Origin of the sequence: Mycobacterium sp. E3251 (assembly GCF_001666835.1) — a bacterium.
Taxonomy (GTDB): domain Bacteria; phylum Actinomycetota; class Actinomycetes; order Mycobacteriales; family Mycobacteriaceae; genus Mycobacterium.
The window spans coordinates 115,580-133,561 of record NZ_LZJF01000034.1 but is presented as its reverse complement, the minus strand read 5'-3'; the positions used below and the strand labels follow the sequence as shown (position 1 = coordinate 133,561).

Here is a 17,982-nt window from a genome sequence, read left to right as displayed (position 1 = left end):
CCCCAACATGGCGCCCGCCGGGGCCGGCGGGGGCGCGTCAGGTGCCCCGGCGGGCGCCATGTTGGGGTCGAAACCCGTGGGCTCCGCAGTTGCGGTGGCCGACGGGATGGTCACGAGGGTGCCCGTGACCGCGGCAAGAACGAGCGTCTTACGGACGTTCTTCAATATCTTTCCTTTCGCGGTGCGCGCGCGCCAAAGCAAGCCCACGGGGGTGGGCTGACGGTCTCTGGTTGATGCGGGAAACCTGCTTCGGAACGTGCCGAGTTGTTCCGGCACGACAGCGGTGGGCTCGAATCGCCCGGCGGGCTGCTACCCGTCGGCCGCGGACTGGCCTTGGCCGTCCGCAGCCCCGCTCACACGCGGGTCCGTGATTCTGTTTTCAGTTACTCTTCCGTAACCCGTTGCGGGCTAACAGGGACCGTACGAGAACCAGCCGCGTTCGTCATCTTCGGAAAACGTCCATCTCGTTTCGGTAACGGGGTGATCACGGCGCAATACCGTCGCCATTCTGGCAGGTCAACCGCGCGTTTCCGCGAAGTACCCAACAATCGCACGGCCTTTCAAATCGTGAGCCGAATCACGCCCATTTTGTGAACTGGCGCACGTATTTGCGGTACCGCCTTGAGGCCGTTTCGGGTCCAACGGACTCGGGTCCGGGGTCGCGAAGGGGCGCAGCCTACAACAAGTTACGTTGCTTCGTCACGCGCCACGCCCGACCATGTCAGCGAATTATGTTGTGCTGCTGGCTAACTTGCATCGTTCGAATAGCCTGCGTTCACGTCGGCGGGGATCGCCGCGCCGGGCCTGGGAATGCCCTGAAAATTGTTCTCGCATAGTGCTTTTCGATCGCCTTGCGCATACCGTCGAGGCCGCAACCATGCAAGCCGGCCGCTCGTGCGAACACCTCGGCGGGCCGCCCGGCCGTCCACGCCAATTTGCTCACGGGATCGGCGATTCGGGTTGGCGGCAGATGCATAGACACCGCGACTTCCAATGAAGCAACGGACAATCGGCCTGAAACTTGCGGTGCGCCAACAGATCACGCTCCGCGCGCGGATTACCTATTCCGCCGATGCCGCGTCACTTGGCCGCTGTCGAAGCGGCGCACTCGTCTTATGTCGAATAAGCTTGGATATTCGCGCGCGTTGTCGGTGCTCGAATTTAACGCAGAATTTATGCGACGCGATTTCGACGCGCGCGCAAGATCGCCGTCAGCGCCGGGGCTGTGCGAGGGCGCGGAGCTCGGCGTCGGTGTTGACGTTGGTCAGCCACCGCGAATCCGATGTCACGACGCGCTGGGCATCCGATGAGTCCACCAAGGCACGCATTTTGCGCTCGCCGGCGGCCACCAATGCGTCGACCCGGTCGGCCAGGTCTGTCCGGTACACCGCGGCAAGGTAGTGGTCCTGGCCGTCCCAGGGCAGCACCACTTCCGCACCGGTCTCCAGCGCCCGGCGGGCGAGGTCGTCGATGAGTTCGACCGCCAGGAACGGCATGTCGACGGCGCAGACAAACGCGAGCCGGGCGCCGGCATCGGCGGCCGCGCGCAATGCCCGCCCCGTCGCCGGCAGCGGGCCCAGGCCGCGCAGTTCGTCGCGCATGACCCGAGCGTGCAGTTCGGGCAACGGCTGGCCTTGGGCGGCCATGACAAGGACTGGGTCGCAACGCTGTTGGAGGATGCCGACGACGTGTTCGACCATCGTGGTCGCGTCGGAGCCCGCGGACCCGGGCACCGGCAGGCTCGCTTTGTCACGCCCCATTCGCTGCGATGCGCCGCCGGCGAGCACTACGCCGGCCAGTGAACTCGTGTCGCCCACGTCAGTCGACGGTCCAGGTGTCGCGACCACGCAGCAGCGACTGCAGGGCGGCGTCGTCGAACGGCTTCGCGGCCCGGGCGGCCTGCACCTGCGAGCGCGCCGCGTCGTCGTACGTGGGCCGGCTGACATCGCGGAAGATTCCGAGCACGGTGTGATCGAGATTCTGATCGGAGAGGCGCGACAACGCGAAGGCGTAGGCCGAGTCGTCGGTGTGCGCGTCGTGCACCATGATCTCGTCGACGGACACGTCGGCGGTCTTGGCGAATTCGAGGCCGAAGCCGGACTTCACCACGCAGTACTCGCCGTCGGCGCCGAAGGTGATCGGCTCGCCGTGGCGGATGTTGATCACCCGTTCCTCGGCGCCCTCCTTGCGCAGCACGTCGAAGGAGCCGTCGTTGAAAATCGGGCAGTCCTGCAGGATTTCGACGACCGCGGCGCCGCGGTGCTCGGCGGCGGCGCGCAACACCTCGGACAGTCCGTTGCGGTCTGAGTCGAGCGCACGGCCGACGAACGTCGCCTCGGCACCCAGCGCCAACGACACCGGATTGAACGGGTGGTCCAGCGATCCCATCGGCGTCGACTTGGTGATCTTGCCGACCTCCGACGTCGGCGAGTACTGGCCCTTGGTCAGCCCGTAGATCCGGTTGTTGAACAACAAGATCGTGATGTTGACGTTGCGGCGCAGCGCGTGGATGAGGTGGTTGCCACCGATCGACAACGCGTCGCCGTCGCCGGTGACCACCCACACCGACAGGTCCTCGCGGGCCAGCGCCAGGCCGGTCGCGATGGCCGGCGCGCGTCCGTGGATCGAGTGAAATCCGTACGTCTCCAAGTAATACGGGAACCGGCTCGAACAACCGATGCCGCTGATGAACACGATGTTCTCGCGACGCAGCCCGAGCTCGGGCAGGAAGTTGCGGATGGTGTTGAGGATGACGTAGTCCCCACACCCGGGACACCAACGGACCTCTTGGTCACTGGTGAAGTCCTTGCCCTTCTGCGGTTGATCCGTGGTGGGCACACCATCGTTCTTCTTCAGCCTCGGGGTCAGCCCAAGGTCCGTGCCTGCCAGGTTTCCCATCAGGTCGGTCATTCGATAGCTCCCGCTCCAACCGTTGCTGCCGCCATTCTGGCGACCATCGTCTTGTCTTGCTCGATTTCGGCCAGCGTGCCGCCCTGCGCAGCGCGGATGACACGCCCGATTTCGTCGGCGAGGAATGCGACGCCCTGAACCTTGCTCACCGATTGCACGTCGACCAGGTACTTGCCGCGAAGCAGCAAAGCGAGCTGGCCCAGGTTCATTTCCGGGCACACCACCATCGGGTAGCGCCGCAACACATCACCCAGGTTCGCCGGGAACGGGTTCAGGTAGCGCAGGTGCGCGTGCGCGACCTTGACGCCCTTGCGTCGCGCGCGCCGGCAGGCTTCACCGATCGGGCCGTACGAGCTGCCCCAGCCGATCAGCAGCAGCTCGGCGTCTCCGGTCGGGTCGTCGACCTCGAGGTCGGGAACCGAGATGCCGTCAATCTTGGCCTGCCGCAACCGAACCATGAGGTCGTGGTTGACCGGTTCATAGGAGATGGCGCCCGAGCCGTTGGCCGCTTCCAGGCCACCGATCCGATGCTCGAGGCCCGGGGTGCCCGGTACGGCGAATTGGCGCGCGAGGGTCTCGGGATCGCGGTTGTAGGGCTGGAACGGCTCGTCCGGCTTGGCGAACGTGTGCTTGATCGGCTGCAGTGTGCCGACGTCCGGAATGCGCCACGGCTCCGAGCCGTTGGCGATCGCGCCGTCGGACAACACGATCACCGGGGTGTGATACGAGACCGCGATGCGCACCGCCTCGAGCGCGGTTTCGAAGCAGTCGGACGGCGAGCGGGGCGCCAGCACGGCAACCGGCGACTCGCCGTTGCGGCCGTACAACGCCTGCAGCAGGTCGGCCTGCTCGGTCTTGGTCGGCAGGCCGGTCGAGGGCCCGCCGCGCTGAACGTCGATGACCAGCAAGGGCAATTCGGTCATCACCGCGAGACCCAACGCTTCGGACTTCAGTGAGATCCCCGGGCCCGATGTGCTTGTCACTCCGAGGGCACCGCCGTACGAGGCGCCGATTGCGGCGCAGATGCCGCCGATCTCGTCCTCGGCCTGGAAGGTGATGACGTCGAAGTTCTTGTGCTTGGACAGCTCGTGCAGGATGTCCGACGCCGGCGTGATCGGGTAACTGCCGAGCACCACCGGAATGTCGGCCAGCTTCCCCGCCGCGACGATGCCGTAGGCCATCGCGGTGTTGCCGGAGATCTGGCGGTATTCGCCAGCGGGCAATGTCGCCCGCGACACCTCGTAGGTGGTGCCGAACGCCTCGGTTGTTTCGCCGTAGTTCCAGCCCGCCTTGAGCGCCAAGACGTTGGCCTCGGCGATGTCGGGCTTGCGGGCGAACTTCTCCCGGATGAACTTCTCGCTGGTCTCGATCGGGCGGCCGTACATCCACGACAGCAGACCCAGCGCGAACATGTTCTTGGCGCGCTGACCGTCTTTCTTCGACGCGCCGATCGCCTCGACGGCGCCCAGCGTCAGGGTGGTCATCGCGACCGAATGCACGACGTAGTCGGACAACTCGTCGGACTCGAGGGGGTTCGTTACGTAACCCACCTTGGTCAGGTTGCGCTTGGTGAACTCGTCGGAGTTGGCGATCACCATGCCGCCGCGCGGAAGGTCGCCCAGGTTGGCCTTGAGCGCCGCCGGGTTCATCGCGACGAGCACGTCGGGGCGGTCACCGGCGGTCAGGATGTCGTAATCGGCGATTTGAATCTGGAAGGACGAGACGCCGGGCAGGGTGCCTGCGGGGGCGCGGATCTCAGCGGGATAGTTCGGCTGGGTCGCCAGGTCGTTACCGAAAAGCGCTGCCTCCGAGGTGAACCGGTCGCCGGTCAGCTGCATCCCGTCGCCGGAGTCCCCGGCGAAGCGAATGACGACTTGCTCCAGGCGTTGACGGTCAGACCCGCCACCGGAAGGCGACCCGTTCGAGCCGTTGTGAGAATCAGACCCGGCTCCGCTGCCGTTCGGATCCACGTATCCGCCTTCCACTCGTCATCCGGATAGGCACTTCGCTGCTGGAGCTTTAGGTTACGCGCTGTTCAAGCGAGTCCCGCGCCCTCGCGCTGTGTGTCAGTGGTGGTACCAATTATGGCACTTCTTTAAGACTCTCTAAGACGAGAATGGTCGTCTCTAATCCATTACATGCAGCGGTTTTGCACCTAAAAGCGATGTCAGCCGGGGGACGGTGCCGCCGACGCTTGAAAAGTGTGGTATTGGTCACTTCCGCGCGGTGGCGGCCAGTTCTCTGGGCGCCGTTTCGGGCATGGCGATCAGGTACAGCAGAAAGCCCGCGCCCGCGAGCGCTCCCAGGAAAGCGAACGCGGCGTTGTAGCCGGCCGCCACCACGATCCAGCCCGCAACAAGATTGGACACCGAGGCGCCTATCCCGGTAGCGGCGGTCACGGCGCCGAGGCTGACATTGAACCGGCCGCTGCCGTGCGTCACGTCCTGGACCACGAGGGGAAAGAGCGCGCCGAACACGCCCGCCCCGATGCCGTCCAGCAGCTGCACGCCGACCAACCAGTACGGGTTACCGGACGCGGTGTAGAGAAATCCGCGGGCGGCCAACACCGCGAAGCCAATCAGGAAGATCGGCTTCCGTCCCCACGAATCGGCCTTGGCTCCGGCGAAGTATGCCACCGGCACCATGACCACCTGCGCGGCGACGATGCAGCCCGCCATCAGCGCGGTCCCGACGTCCTTGTTGTGCAGCGCCAGCAGCTGGCCGACCAGCGGCAGCATCGCGGCGTTGGCGAAGTGGAACGCAATGACCGTCGCGGCGAAGAGCATCAGCCTGCGGTTGTGCAGCAGCGTCGCGATCCGGGACGGCGTCTCGTGCGGCCCTCCCGGCACGTGGTCCATGCCCCGGGCGACGTCGTGGTCGATCGCGTCGGCCGGAATCCGCAGCGTCGCAAGCACACTGGCGGCCGCCATGACGGCAAGCACCCAGAACACCACCACCGGCCCGAAGAAATAGGCCAGCCCGCCGGTGATGGCGGCGGCCGACGCGTTCCCCGCATGGTTGAACGACTCGTTGCGTCCGATTCGCCGGGAAAAGTAACGGGGACCCACGACGCCCAAGGTGATCGCGGCCAGCGCGGGGGCGAAGACCGAGCCGGCGATGCCGGTGAGGGCCTGCAATACCGAGATCGAATAGAAGCCGGGGAACAACGGCATCGCCAACGAACCGGCCGTGATGGTCAACGCGCCGACGATGATCAGCGCCCGTTTCGCCGTACTCCGGTCCACCAACGCGCCGGCCGGTGCCTGCGCGACGATCGCCCCGATCCCGCCGACCGCCATGACGAACCCGATCGACGCCTGATCCCAGTGGTGGGCCAGCAGCAGGTAGATCGACAGGTAGGGACCCAGCCCGTCGCGGACATCGGCCAGCAGGAAGTTCAGCAGGTCGAGCGCGCCCGTCAGCCGGCGCGGAACGGGGCTGGGGGTGGCAGCGGCGGCCGGCATGCGCATCTAGTACCCAAATGCGCGGCCGCTCGACCGCAAGAAGTGTTAGGCGCTCTTGTCGCGGCGCTCGGTGCGCGACGGCTTGCGCGGGACGATCGTCGGCAGCACGTTGTCCTGCACGGTCTCCTTGGTCACCACGACCTTGGCGACGTCGTCGCGGCTCGGGATGTCATACATCACCGGCAGCAGGACCTCTTCCATGATGGCGCGCAGACCGCGGGCACCCGTGCCGCGGTGGATCGCCTGGTCGGCGATCGCCTCGAGCGCGTCGTCGGTGAACTCGAGCTCCACGCCGTCCATCTCGAACAGCCGGGTGTATTGCTTGACCAGAGCGTTCTTCGGCTCGGAGAGGATCTTGACCAACGATTCCCGGTCCAGGTTGGTCACCGAGGCGACCACCGGCAGCCGGCCGATGAACTCGGGGATCAGACCGAACTTGATCAGGTCCTCGGGCATGACCTCGGCGAAGTGGTCGGTGGTGTCGATCTCGGCCTTCGAGCGCACCTCGGCGCCGAAGCCCAGACCCCGCTTGCCGACGCGCTCGTAGATGATCTTCTCCAGGCCGGCGAACGCCCCCGCGACGATAAACAGCACGTTGGTGGTGTCGATCTGGATGAACTCCTGGTGCGGGTGCTTGCGGCCGCCCTGCGGGGGAACCGATGCCTGCGTGCCCTCAAGGATTTTCAGCAGCGCCTGCTGCACGCCCTCGCCGGAGACATCGCGGGTGATCGACGGGTTCTCGCTCTTGCGGGCGATCTTGTCGACCTCGTCGATGTAGATGATTCCGGTCTCGGCGCGCTTGACGTCGTAGTCGGCGGCTTGAATGAGCTTGAGCAGAATGTTTTCGACGTCTTCACCGACGTATCCGGCTTCGGTGAGCGCGGTGGCGTCGGCGATGGCGAACGGCACGTTGAGCATCTTGGCGAGCGTCTGCGCCAGGTAGGTCTTGCCGCAGCCGGTGGGACCGAGCATCAAGATGTTGGACTTGGTCAGCTCAACCGGCTCGTGCCGGGAGTCGCGGCCCTTCTCCCCGGCCTGGATGCGCTTGTAGTGGTTGTAGACGGCGACGGCCAGCGTCCGCTTGGCGGTGTCCTGCCCGATGACGTAGCCCTCCAAGAATTCCCGGATCTCAACCGGCTTGGGGAGTTCGTCAAGTTTGACGTCGTCGGCGTCGGCCAGCTCCTCTTCGATGATCTCGTTACAGAGGTCGATGCACTCGTCGCAGATGTACACACCGGGGCCAGCAATGAGCTTCTTGACCTGCTTTTGGCTCTTCCCGCAGAACGAGCACTTCAGCAGGTCACCGCCGTCTCCGATGCGCGCCATGTTGCTGAGGGCCTACTTCCTTTTCGCCGTTCGTGTAGCCGTGCCGCATGTATCCCCCGACGCTACCCGCTAGATCGGGCCCGACGCGACCGTTAGCGCCGAATCGCGTCGGTGGTATTCATGCATGTTCGTCTTGATGAAACATATAGCCAGACGGCGCCCGTCACTCGCGAAAGACGCGCTTTGCGTGTCTTTGGCGTGTCGCGGTCGTTACCCGACCGAGGCTGGTGCGCCGACCGATTGCCACTTCCGCCGGGGATGCCGACCCCGGCGAAGCCCGGGCAGATCCCCAAGAAATCACCCTACAGTGGCCGGGTGGGAATGGCTCTGATCAGCGGATCAGTACTGATCAGCGATGGTGGTTTGGCCACCGAGCTGCAGGCGCGCGGTCACGACCTCTCCGATGCGTTGTGGTCGGCCAGGCTGCTGGCCGACGCGCCGCACGAAATCGTCGCCGTCCACGCCGCGTTTTATCGCGCGGGCGCCGCGATCGCGACGACGGCGAGCTACCAGGCGTCGTTCGAGGGCTTCGCTTCCCGCGGGATCGACCGAGCCGAAGCCGCCGGGCTGCTGCGCCGCAGCGTCGAACTCGCGAAGACCGCGCGTGACGAGGTGGGCGTGAGCGGGCTTCTCGTCGCCGCGTCGGTCGGCCCGTACGGCGCCGCATTGGCCGATGGATCCGAATACCGCGGACGCTACGGCCTATCCGTGGCGGCCCTGCGGCGATGGCACCGGCCCCGGCTGGAGACCTTGGCCGGCGCCGGCGCCGATGTGCTGGCGTGCGAAACCGTGCCCGACATCGACGAGGCCGAGGCGCTGGTCGATCTGGTCCGTTCCGTCGGCGCGCCGGCCTGGCTCAGCTACACCATCGACGGCGCCCGGACCCGGGCCGGGCAACCGCTGGCCGAGGCGTTCGCCGTCGCCGCCGGGGTGCGCGAGATCGTCGCGATCGGCGTCAATTGCTGCGCACCCGAGGACGTGCTGCCGGCGATAGAGATCGCCTCGGCGACCGGCAAGCCGGTGATCGTCTACCCCAACAGCGGCGAGCGGTGGAACGGCACGGGCTGGGCGGGGCCGCGTTCGTTCTCCGCGCGGCTGGCCGCACAGTGGGTGACGGCAGGGGCACGCATCGTCGGCGGCTGCTGCCGGGTGGGGCCGGCCAGCATCGCCGAGGTGACGACCGTGTTGCCGAACGTGCTCTGAGGGCGGTAAATCGGCTGAAATCTCGCCATGGGAGCACGTTCGGCGAGGAGACCTAGGCGTTCTGCGCGGAGAGCTTCCGGTACTCCAGGACGGTGTCGATGATCCCGTAGTCCTTGGCCTCTTCGGCGGTCAGGATCTTGTCGCGGTCGGTGTCCTTGCGGACCGTCGCGGCGTCCTTACCGGTGTGGCGGGCCAGCGTGGTCTCCATCAGCGTGCGCATCCGCTCGATCTCGGCGGCCTGGATCTCCAAATCGGAGAACTGGCCCTGGATCACGCCCTGAAGCGACGGCTGGTGGATCAGCACCCGCGCGTTGGGCAGCGCCATCCGCTTGCCGGGAGTTCCAGCGGCCAGCAACACCGCCGCGGCAGAGGCGGCCTGGCCCAGGCACACCGTCTGGATGTCGGCGCGCACGTACTGCATGGTGTCGTAAATCGCCATCAGCGAGGTGAAGCCACCGCCGGGAGAGTTGATGTACATGGTGATGTCGCGGTCGGGGTCCAGCGACTCCAACACCAGCAGCTGCGCCATGATGTCGTTCGCCGACGCGTCGTCCACCTGGACGCCGAGGAAGATGATGCGCTCCTCGAACAGCTTGTTGTAGGGGTTCGACTCCTTGACGCCGAAGCTGGAGTGCTCGATGAACGACGGCAGGATGTAGCGCGCCTGCGGCTGGGTCTGAGGGTGCTGAGTACTCACTGGGCTTCTCCGTTGGTGATGTGGGCGGCACGCGTGATGATGTGGTCGACGAACCCGTATTCCAGTGCTTCCTGGGCGGTGAACCAGCGGTCGCGATCGGAATCGGCCTCGATGCGTTCGATCGACTGCCCGGTGAATTCGGCGTTCAGCCGGAACATCTCCTTCTTGATGACGTGGAACTGCTCGGCCTGGATGGCGATGTCGGCCGCGCTGCCCGTCACCCCGCCGAGCGGCTGGTGCATCAGGATGCGCGCGTGCGGCAGCGCGTAGCGCTTGCCCTTGGTGCCGGCCGCGAGCAGGAACTCGCCCATCGAGGCCGCCATGCCCATCGCGTAGGTGGCGATGTCGCAGGGCGCCAGCACCATGGTGTCGTAGATGGCCATGCCGGCGCTGATCGATCCGCCCGGGGAGTTGATGTACAGCGAGATGTCCTTGTCGGCGTCCTCGGCGGCGAGCAACAGGATCTGCGCGCACAGCCGGTTGGCGACCTCGTCGTTCACCTCCGAACCCAGGAAGATGATGCGCTCGGAGAGCAAGCGCTCATAGACCGAGTCCGTGAGGTTGAGCCCTTGCGAGGGCGAACGCATGTCAGACACGACTGGGTTACCTGCTTTCTCGAGTTCTTCTATGCACCGACACTAACCAACCGAGCCCACTGTTTCGCGGCCACGCTCCCCCTCAATTGGGCGCTTTCGCTCACAGCGTCAAACCGGTCACTCCGTTTCGTCGCCGGGGGCCTCGGCGTCGTCGGCGTCTCCAGCTTCCTCGGCCTCGCCGGCCGGCTCGGCATCGTCCGAACGCTTGCCGAAGAACTCACTGGTGTCGATGGCGTTCCCGTCGGTGTCGGTGACCGTCGCCGCCCGCACCACCTCGGCGATGGCCAGCCCGCGCCGCACGTCGGCGAACATCGCCGGCAGCTGGTTGTTCTCCTGCAGGTAGCCCAGCAGCTGCTGCGGCTCGATGCCGTATTGCCGAGACGTCGCAACCAGCCGTTCGGTCAGGTCGTCCTGGCCGACCTGCACCTCCAGCTCGTCGGCCAGCGCATCCAGCAGCAGCTGCCTCTTGACGTCCGTCTCCGCGGCGGTGCGCGTCTCGGTCTCGAACTCTTCGCGGGTCTTTCCCTGCCCGGCGAGCGCCTCTTCGAGCTTGGCTTCGTCGTGGTCGAGGCTGTGCAGCGCGTCGTGGAGCGAGCTGTCGACCTGGGCCTTGACGATCGCTTCCGGCAGCGGCACGTCGACCTGTTCGAGCAGCGCGTCCAGCGCGGCGTTGCGAATCTGGTCGGCCTGCTGGGCGCGCTTGACCCGCCCCACCTGGTCGCGCAGGCTCGACCGCAGCTCCTCGATGGTGTCGAACTCGCTGGCTAATTGGGCGAACTCGTCATCGGGCTCGGGGAGCTCGCGTTGCTTGATCGACTTGACTGTGACCGTCACCTGCGCGTCCTGCCCGGCATGCTCGCCGGCCGCCATCTGGGCGGTGAACTCACGGGACTCATCGACCGACAGCCCGACCAGCGCGTCGTCGAGACCGGCGATGAGCCGGCCCGACCCGACCTCGTGGGACAGGCCCTCTGCGGCGGCCCCCGGCACCTCTTCGCCGTTGATGGTGGCCGAGAGGTCGATGGAGACGAAGTCCCCGGTGGCCACCGGCCGGTCCACGCCGGTCAGCGTGCCGAACCGGGCGCGCAGCGACTCCAGTTCGGCGTCGACGTCCTCGTCGCTGACGTCGATGGGGTCCACCGAGATCTTCAGCGCGCCGAGGTCCGGCAGCTCGATCTTGGGGCGGACGTCGACCTCGGCGGTGAACGCCAGCTCCTCGCCGTACTCCTTCTTGGTGACCTCGATCTCGGGCTGGCCCAGCGGCTGCACTTCCGAATCGACGACCGCCTGCCCGTACCGCGCGGGCAGCGCCTCGTTGACGACCTGGTCGAGCAGCGCCTCCCGGCCGAAGCGGGCCTCCAGCAACTTCGCCGGCGCCTTACCGGGCCGGAAGCCGGGAAGCCGCACCTGCTTGGCCAGCTCCCGGTAGGCGCGCTGGAAATCGGGCTCGAGTTCGGAGAACGGCACCTCCACATTGATGCGGACCCGGGTGGGGCTCAACTGCTCGACGGTGCTCTTCACGGGGGTGCTCCTCGGTGGTCGTTCCTGGCGTTCGGTGGGCCGTGTGCATGCGGCACGGGGTCGTGCTGGTCGGGGTGACAGGATTTGAACCTGCGGCCTTCCGCTCCCAAAGCGGATGCGCTACCAAGCTGCGCTACACCCCGCGCTGACCTCGATGATCCTAAGGCCCCTCGCGTGCGGGTTGGCCACAGGCTTCGCGACGACCTCGCGGACCCTCACGGAGCGATCACAAGACCGCGTCGATTAGATTTGATCTTCGTCGACAGCTACAGTCACGCTCGACTGGCACATGCGGGCGTAGCTCAATGGTAGAGCCCTAGTCTTCCAAACTAGCTACGCGGGTTCGATTCCCGTCGCCCGCTCGGGGTGAGGATCTGCTCCATAGAAAGGCGCCATGAGCGACCTAACAACGGACGCGGCAATCCGTGGCTCATGCGCGTCGGACTTCGTCGGGGTGCGCGACGCTTTCGAGCGCAACTTCGCGCTGGGCGATGAAGTTGGCGCGGCCGTCGCAGTGTGGTTAGACGGGTCCCTCGTCGTCAATCTCTGGGGCGGCTGGGCCGACGCGGCCCGTACCCGACCCTGGCAGCAGAACACCCTGACCACGGTGTTGTCCGGCACCAAGGGCCTGTCGGCCACCTGTGTCCACCAGCTGGCCGACCGCGGCGAGCTGGACCTGCAGGCCCCCGTGGCCCATTACTGGCCCGAGTTCGGCCAGGCGGGCAAACAAGACATCACGCTGGCGATGGTGATGAGCCACCGGTCCGGCGTGATCGGCCCCCGCACCCGGATGCGCTGGGAAGACGTCGCCGACTGGGACTTCGTCTGCGCGCAGCTTGCCGCCGCGGAACCATATTGGGAGCCCGGCACCGCCCAGGGCTACCACATGACCACCTTCGGATTCATCGTCGGCGAGGTATTCCGCCGCGTCACGGGCCGGACGATCGGCCAGTACCTGCGCACCGAGATCGCCGAACCGTTCGGCGCGGACGTCCACATCGGGCTGCCCCTGGCCGAACAACGCCGCTGCGCCGAGCGGGTGAACAAGCCGCACGCCCGCGACCTGCTGGCCGACGCGCAAGCGCCCGGCTACCCGACCAGCCTGGCCGAGCACCCGAAGGCGGGGTTGTCGATCTCCATGGGTTTCGCGCCAGACGACGAGCTGGGCTCCCACGACCTGCAGCTGTGGCGCGAACTCGAGTTTCCCGGCACGAACGGGCAAGTGTCCGCCCTGGGATTGGCGACGTTCTACAACGCGCTCGCCCAGGAGAAGGTGCTCAGCCGCGAGCACATGGAGCTGGTGCGGCAGTGCCAGGGTGGCCTGGAGACCGACTTGGTGCTCGGGCCACGGGTCGCCGATCACGGCTGGGGTTTGGGCTACATGCTCAACCAGCGGTGCGTGAACGGGCCCAACCCGCGGATCTTCGGCCACGGCGGCCTCGGGGGGTCGTTCGGGTTCGTCGATCTCGAACACCGGATCGGCTACGCGTACGTGGCGAACCGGTTCGACGCCACCAAGGCCAACGCGGACCCGCGCAGCCTGGCGCTGAGCAACGAGGTCTACGCGGCGCTCGGCGTCATCTAGGTTCCGGCGAACCGCGGCCCGTCATTTCTGGCAGGTAGGGCACCAGAACACGTTTCGCCCCTCGAGCACGGCCGTGCGGATCGAATCTCCACAGACCCGGCAGGCCTCGCCGGCGCGCCGGTAGACATACGTCCGGGGCCGCCCGGCCCGGTACGACGGCGGCCCGTGGTCGTGTTCGGGCCGCACCACGATGATCTTGCCCCGGCGCAAGCCGACCTTCATCAGCGCCACCAGATCGGTCCACGCCGCGGCGAACTCCGCCTCGCCGATGTCGCGGCCGGCACGGAACGGGTCGATGTGGTGGCGGTAGAGCAGTTCGTTGCGATAGACGTTGCCGACGCCGGCGACGATGGTCTGGTCCATCAGCAGTGCACCAATGGGCCTGCGGGACTTGGTGATTCGATTCCACGCCCAGGACGGATCGGCGTCGTTGCGCAGCGGGTCGGGACCGAGCTTGGCCAGCACGTCGGAAACCTGGCCCTCGTCGATCACCTCGCAGACCGTCGGCCCGCGTAAGTCGGTTCCGTAGTCGGCGCCGACCATTCGCATCCGCACCTGCCCGACCGGTTCGGGAAGGACCGCTCCGTCGCGCGGCCATTCGGTGAAGGCGCCGTAGAGGCCCAGGTGCACGTGCACGATCGGACCGCCTTGATGGGGCCCGTAGTGGTGGAACAGGTGTTTGCCCCAGACGCTGGTGCGGCGCAACACGCGCCCGTCCACCACGGCCGCATCGACGAAGCGGCCCTGCGGGCTCGACACCGCCACCGGCGCCCCACCGAAGCGGCGCTGATGCAGCCGGGCCAGGCGGTGCAGGGTATGCCCTTCGGGCATGCGCGCCTCAGCCCTGCGCGCCGGGCACCGGCGGCGCCTGGTGAGTGCGCTCGTACTCGGCGAGGATGTCGATACGTCGTTGGTGGCGTTCGGCTTTGGACCATTGCGCACTCAGGAAGGCATCCACGATGGCCAACGCCTCGGGGACCGTGTGCATGCGACCGCCGATCCCGATCAATTGCGCGTTGTTGTGCTCGCGGGCCAGGGTCGCCGTCTCGACGCTCCACCCCAGCGCGCAGCGGGCTCCCGGCACCTTGTTGGCCGCGATCTGTTCGCCGTTGCCCGAACCGCCCAGCACGATGCCCAGGCTGCCGGGGTCGGCCACCGTGCGTGTCGCGGCCGCGATGCAGAACGCCGGGTAATCGTCCTCGGCGTCATACGCGAAGGCGCCACAATCGATCGGCTCGTGCCCGGACGCTTTGAGGTGCTCGATGATCTGCTGCTTGAGCTCGAATCCGGCGTGGTCAGAGCCGAGGTAGACGCGCATGCCCGCAATCCTTACACGGGCCGCCTATCAGTCGAATTCGGGCTTCTCGGTGCGGGTCCGCTTGAGCTCGAAGAAGTGCGGGTAGGACGCGAAGGTCACCGACGCATCCCATAGCTTGCCGGCCTCCTCGCCGCGGGGGATCTTCGAGAGCACCGGCCCGAAGAACGCCACCCCGTTGACGTGAATGGTCGGCGTGCCGACGTCGTCGCCGACGGCGTCCATGCCGGCGTGGTGGCTCTTGCGCAGGGCGTCGTCGTACGCCTCGCTGTTCGCGGCCTCCGCGAGCTCCGCGGGCAGACCGGCGTCGGCGAGCGACAACTTGATGACTTCCTCGAGGTTCTTGTTGTCCTCGTTGTGAATCCGGGTGCCCATGGCGGTGTACAGCGGGTCGAGCACGCCCTCGCCGTGGGCCTGCTCGGCGGCGATCGCCACGCGCACCGGACCCCAGGCGTGCTTCATCATTTCGCGGTATTTGTCGGGAAGGCCTTCGCGGTTCTCGTTGAGGATCGCCAGGCTCATGACGTGAAAGTGCACCTCGATGTCGCGGACCTTTTCCACCTCGAGGATCCAACGCGAAGTGATCCAGCACCACGGGCACAGCGGGTCGAACCAGAAATCGGCTTGGTCTTTCTCGGCAGCCTTCTCAGCCATAGCGCAGTCCTCTCGTCGGTCGGTACACCGTTCAGCACAACCGTAGGCGCCGCGCCCCTGTTCCCGCACCGGCCGAGATGCGCGGCGGGCACGTAAGTTGGACGCGTGGCTCTTCCTAATCTCACCCGGGACCAGGCCGTCGAACGCGCCGCCCTGATCACCGTCGACAGCTACCAGATCGACCTCGATGTCACCGATGGTTCCGGCGCACCCGGCGAACGGACGTTCCGCTCCACCACCACGGTGGTGTTCGACGCGCTTCCCGGTGCCGACTCGTACATCGACCTCGCCGCCGAGACGGTGCGCAGCGCCAGCCTCAACGGCCATGACCTGGATGTATCCGGCTACGACGAATCGACGGGCATCGCGTTGCGCGGTCTGGAGAAACGCAACGTCCTCGTGGTCGACGCGGACTGCCGCTACTCCAACACCGGCGAGGGGTTGCATCGCTTCGTCGATCCGGTCGACAACGAGACGTACCTTTACTCGCAATTCGAAACCGCCGACGCCAAGCGCATGTTCGCCTGCTTCGACCAACCCGACCTCAAGGCGACGTTCGACCTGCGGGTGACGGCACCCAAACACTGGAAGGTGGTTTCCAACGGCGCGACGGTGTCCATCGAAGACGGCGTGCACGTCTTCGCCACCACCCCGCGGATGAGCACCTACCTGGTGGCCCTCGTCGCCGGCCCGTACGCCGAGTGGAAGGACACCTACGCCGACGAACACGGCGAGATCCCGCTGGGCATCTTCTGCCGGGAATCGTTGGCGCGCCACATGGATGCCGAGCGGCTGTTCACCCAGACCAAGCAGGGATTCGCCTTCTACCACAAGAACTTTGGGCTGCCGTATGCGTTCGGCAAATACGATCAGCTGTTTGTGCCCGAATTCAACGCCGGCGCAATGGAAAACGCGGGCGCGGTGACCTTCCTGGAGGACTACGTCTTTCGCAGCAAGGTCACCCGGGCCTCTTACGAGCGGCGCGCCGAAACCGTGCTGCACGAGATGGCGCACATGTGGTTCGGTGACCTCGTCACCATGACCTGGTGGGACGACCTGTGGCTCAACGAGTCGTTCGCGACGTTCGCGTCGGTGCTGTGCCAGGCGGAGGCCACCGAATTCACCGAGGCCTGGACGACGTTCGCGACGGTCGAGAAGTCTTGGGCGTACCGCCAAGACCAGCTGCCGTCCACCCATCCGATAGCCGCGGATATCCCCGACCTGGCCGCCGTCGAGGTGAACTTCGACGGCATCACCTACGCCAAGGGCGCGTCCGTCCTCAAACAGCTCGTCGCCTACGTCGGGCTGGAGTACTTCCTGGCGGGGCTGCGCGACTACTTCCGCACCCACGCGTTCGGCAACGCCACTTTCGACGACCTGGTGGCCGCGCTGGAGAAGGCGTCCGGCCGGGACCTGTCCGACTGGGGCCGGCAGTGGTTGAAGACGACCGGGTTGAACACGCTGCGGCCGGATTTCGATGTTGACGCGGACGGCCGGTTCACCCGGTTCGCGGTGACACAGAGTGGCGCCGCCCCGGGCGCCGGTGAAACCCGAGTGCACCGGCTGGCGATCGGGATCTACGACGACGATGGCGCCGGCAAGCTGCTGCGGGTCCGGCGCGAAGAACTCGACGTCGAGGGTCCTGTCACCGAAGTGCCTGCCCTCGTTGGCGTTTCGCGTGGCCAGCTGGTGCTGGTCAACGACGACGATCTGACGTATTGCTCACTGCGGCTGGACGGCGAGTCGCTGCGGACGGCGCTGCGGCGGATCGCCGACATCGCCGAGCCACTCCCGCGCTCCCTGGTGTGGTCGGCGGCGTGGGAGATGACACGCGAGGCCGAACTGCGCGCCCGCGACTTCGTGGCGCTGGTCTCGGGCGGCGTGCACGCCGAAACGGAGGTCGGTGTGGCGCAGCGGCTGCTGCTGCAGGCGCAGACGGCGCTGGCTTCCTACGCCGAGCCGAACTGGGCGCGCGAGCACGGGTGGCCGGAGTTCGCCGATCGGCTGCTGGAGCTGGCGCGCGCCGCCAACCCCGGCTCCGATCACCAGCTCGCCTTCGTCAACACCCTGTGTTCGTCGGTGCTGTCCACCCGGCACGTCGTGGCGCTGGCGGACCTGCTCGACCACGACCCGGCCGAGTTGGGGCTGGCCGGCCTCGAGATCGACACCGACCTGCGGTGGCGCATCGTGACCGCGCTCGCCAGCGCCGGGGAAATCGACGCGGATGGGCCCGCCACGCCCTTCATCGACGCGGAGGTCCAGCGCGATCCGACCGCCGCCGGCAAGCGGAACGGCGCCCAGGCGGCGACGGCGCGGCCGCAGCCACAGGTCAAGGAGGACGCCTGGACCACGGTGATCGAGGACGACACCCTGGCCAACATCACCGCCCGCAGCATCATCGCGGGCTTCGCCCCGGCCGGGCAGCACGACTTGCTCACGCCGTTCACCGACCGCTACTTCGAGGCGATACCGGGCGTGTGGGCGCGGCGTTCCAGCGAAGTCGCGCAAACGGTGGTGATCGGCCTGTACCCGCACTGGAACATCAGCGAGGCCGGCATCGCGGCCGCCGACAAGTTCCTGTCCGCCCCCGAGGTGCCGCCGGCGTTGCGGCGGCTGGTGCTCGAGGGCCAGGCCGGGGTGAAGCGGGCCTTGCGGGCACGCAAGTTCGACGCGACCGACTAGGCCGACGGTGACGACCCGCCGCGCCCGGC

General features: G+C 66.9%; 14 protein-coding genes and 2 tRNA genes. 4 read left to right on the top strand and 12 right to left on the bottom strand.

The genetic code is table 11. The annotated features are described in order from the left end of the window. Nucleotides 1-1,211: 1,211 nt before the first annotated feature. From mobA to clpX, 5 genes are all read right to left on the bottom strand, one after another. Nucleotides 1,212-1,817, bottom strand: a complete 606-nt coding sequence (gene mobA, locus A5697_RS04865) for a molybdenum cofactor guanylyltransferase (RefSeq protein WP_068008458.1) — start codon at nucleotides 1,815-1,817, stop codon at nucleotides 1,212-1,214. 1 nt (nucleotide 1,818) lies between these two features. Next, a complete protein-coding gene (locus tag A5697_RS04860; RefSeq protein WP_067211553.1) occupies nucleotides 1,819-2,910 on the bottom strand; it encodes a 2-oxoacid:ferredoxin oxidoreductase subunit beta in 1,092 nt (363 codons plus the stop codon). Then, the gene (locus A5697_RS04855; RefSeq protein ID WP_156673159.1) at nucleotides 2,907-4,880 is read right to left on the bottom strand and encodes a 2-oxoacid:acceptor oxidoreductase subunit alpha; all 1,974 of its coding nucleotides are present in this window, start codon (nucleotides 4,878-4,880) and stop codon (nucleotides 2,907-2,909) included. Before A5697_RS04855 ends, A5697_RS04860 begins: the two co-directional genes overlap by 4 nt. Nucleotides 4,881-5,123: 243 nt before the next feature. After that, complete coding sequence (locus A5697_RS04850; protein ID WP_156673158.1) at nucleotides 5,124-6,374, bottom strand: MFS transporter; 1,251 nt, start codon at nucleotides 6,372-6,374, stop codon at nucleotides 5,124-5,126. A gap of 45 nt (nucleotides 6,375-6,419) precedes the next feature. Further along, nucleotides 6,420-7,700, bottom strand: coding sequence for an ATP-dependent Clp protease ATP-binding subunit ClpX (gene clpX / locus A5697_RS04845; RefSeq protein ID WP_055400128.1), 1,281 nt, complete (start codon nucleotides 7,698-7,700; stop codon nucleotides 6,420-6,422). Between the two features lie 321 nt (nucleotides 7,701-8,021). Between clpX and mmuM the strand changes: the two genes are divergently transcribed. Continuing rightward, a complete protein-coding gene (gene mmuM, locus A5697_RS04840; protein WP_197500916.1) occupies nucleotides 8,022-8,903 on the top strand; it encodes a homocysteine S-methyltransferase in 882 nt (293 codons plus the stop codon). A 52-nt stretch (nucleotides 8,904-8,955) separates the two neighbouring features. Here the strand turns inward: mmuM and clpP2 are convergent, their stop codons facing one another. The 4 genes from clpP2 to A5697_RS04820 form a co-directional block, all read right to left on the bottom strand. Beyond that, nucleotides 8,956-9,600 carry an ATP-dependent CLP protease proteolytic subunit ClpP2 gene (gene clpP2 / locus A5697_RS04835; protein ID WP_067948328.1) on the bottom strand — a complete coding sequence of 215 codons (645 nt, stop codon included), beginning with the start codon at nucleotides 9,598-9,600 and terminating at the stop codon, nucleotides 8,956-8,958. Beyond that, the gene (gene clpP1 / locus A5697_RS04830) at nucleotides 9,597-10,187 is read right to left on the bottom strand and encodes an ATP-dependent CLP protease proteolytic subunit ClpP1 (protein ID WP_040622585.1); all 591 of its coding nucleotides are present in this window, start codon (nucleotides 10,185-10,187) and stop codon (nucleotides 9,597-9,599) included. Before clpP1 ends, clpP2 begins: the two co-directional genes overlap by 4 nt. 126 nt (nucleotides 10,188-10,313) lie before the next feature. Then, entirely contained in the window at nucleotides 10,314-11,717 is a 1,404-nt protein-coding gene (gene tig, locus A5697_RS04825) for a trigger factor (RefSeq protein ID WP_067948330.1), read from the bottom strand. A 66-nt stretch (nucleotides 11,718-11,783) separates the two neighbouring features. Continuing rightward, nucleotides 11,784-11,860: transfer RNA gene (locus tag A5697_RS04820), tRNA-Pro, on the bottom strand. 148 nt (nucleotides 11,861-12,008) lie between these two features. Here A5697_RS04820 and A5697_RS04815 point away from each other — a divergent pair. Both A5697_RS04815 and A5697_RS04810 read left to right on the top strand, forming a co-directional pair. Further along, nucleotides 12,009-12,079 (top strand) — tRNA-Gly (locus A5697_RS04815). A 32-nt stretch (nucleotides 12,080-12,111) separates the two neighbouring features. Next, a complete protein-coding gene (locus A5697_RS04810; protein WP_068008454.1) occupies nucleotides 12,112-13,302 on the top strand; it encodes a serine hydrolase domain-containing protein in 1,191 nt (396 codons plus the stop codon). Between the two features lie 21 nt (nucleotides 13,303-13,323). Here the strand turns inward: A5697_RS04810 and A5697_RS04805 are convergent, their stop codons facing one another. Genes A5697_RS04805 through A5697_RS04795 form a run of 3 tightly spaced genes read right to left on the bottom strand, consistent with a single transcriptional unit; the run spans nucleotide 13,324 to nucleotide 15,271 of the window. Then, a complete protein-coding gene (locus A5697_RS04805; protein ID WP_067946992.1) occupies nucleotides 13,324-14,133 on the bottom strand; it encodes an Fpg/Nei family DNA glycosylase in 810 nt (269 codons plus the stop codon). 7 nt (nucleotides 14,134-14,140) lie between these two features. After that, a complete protein-coding gene (locus A5697_RS04800) occupies nucleotides 14,141-14,620 on the bottom strand; it encodes a ribose-5-phosphate isomerase (protein WP_067946994.1) in 480 nt (159 codons plus the stop codon). 27 nt (nucleotides 14,621-14,647) lie between these two features. Further along, nucleotides 14,648-15,271: an Rv2466c family mycothiol-dependent reductase gene (locus tag A5697_RS04795; RefSeq protein WP_067946996.1), complete on the bottom strand. Its 624-nt coding sequence runs from the start codon at nucleotides 15,269-15,271 to the stop codon at nucleotides 14,648-14,650. A gap of 105 nt (nucleotides 15,272-15,376) precedes the next feature. On the opposite strand from A5697_RS04795, the gene pepN reads away from it, so the two are divergent. After that, nucleotides 15,377-17,953 (top strand): aminopeptidase N, encoded by a 2,577-nt coding sequence (gene pepN / locus A5697_RS04790; RefSeq protein WP_068008451.1) that lies wholly within the window; start codon nucleotides 15,377-15,379, stop codon nucleotides 17,951-17,953. Nucleotides 17,954-17,982 lie beyond the last annotated feature (29 nt).

Bases quoted from the DNA above. Each gene is read 5' to 3' on its own strand.
- clpP1 (WP_040622585.1), bottom strand. From the start codon at position 10,187: ATGCGTTCGCCCTCGCAAGGGCTCAACCTCACGGACTCGGTCTATGAG.
- A5697_RS04860 (WP_067211553.1), bottom strand. From the start codon at position 2,910: ATGACCGACCTGATGGGAAACCTGGCAGGCACGGACCTTGGGCTGACC.
- A5697_RS04810 (WP_068008454.1), top strand. From the start codon at position 12,112: ATGAGCGACCTAACAACGGACGCGGCAATCCGTGGCTCATGCGCGTCG.
- A5697_RS04850 (WP_156673158.1), bottom strand. From the start codon at position 6,374: ATGCCGGCCGCCGCTGCCACCCCCAGCCCCGTTCCGCGCCGGCTGACG.
- A5697_RS04805 (WP_067946992.1), bottom strand. From the start codon at position 14,133: ATGCCCGAAGGGCATACCCTGCACCGCCTGGCCCGGCTGCATCAGCGC.
- clpX (WP_055400128.1), bottom strand. From the start codon at position 7,700: ATGGCGCGCATCGGAGACGGCGGTGACCTGCTGAAGTGCTCGTTCTGC.
- mmuM (WP_197500916.1), top strand. From the start codon at position 8,022: ATGGCTCTGATCAGCGGATCAGTACTGATCAGCGATGGTGGTTTGGCC.
- A5697_RS04800 (WP_067946994.1), bottom strand. From the start codon at position 14,620: ATGCGCGTCTACCTCGGCTCTGACCACGCCGGATTCGAGCTCAAGCAG.
- A5697_RS04795 (WP_067946996.1), bottom strand. From the start codon at position 15,271: ATGGCTGAGAAGGCTGCCGAGAAAGACCAAGCCGATTTCTGGTTCGAC.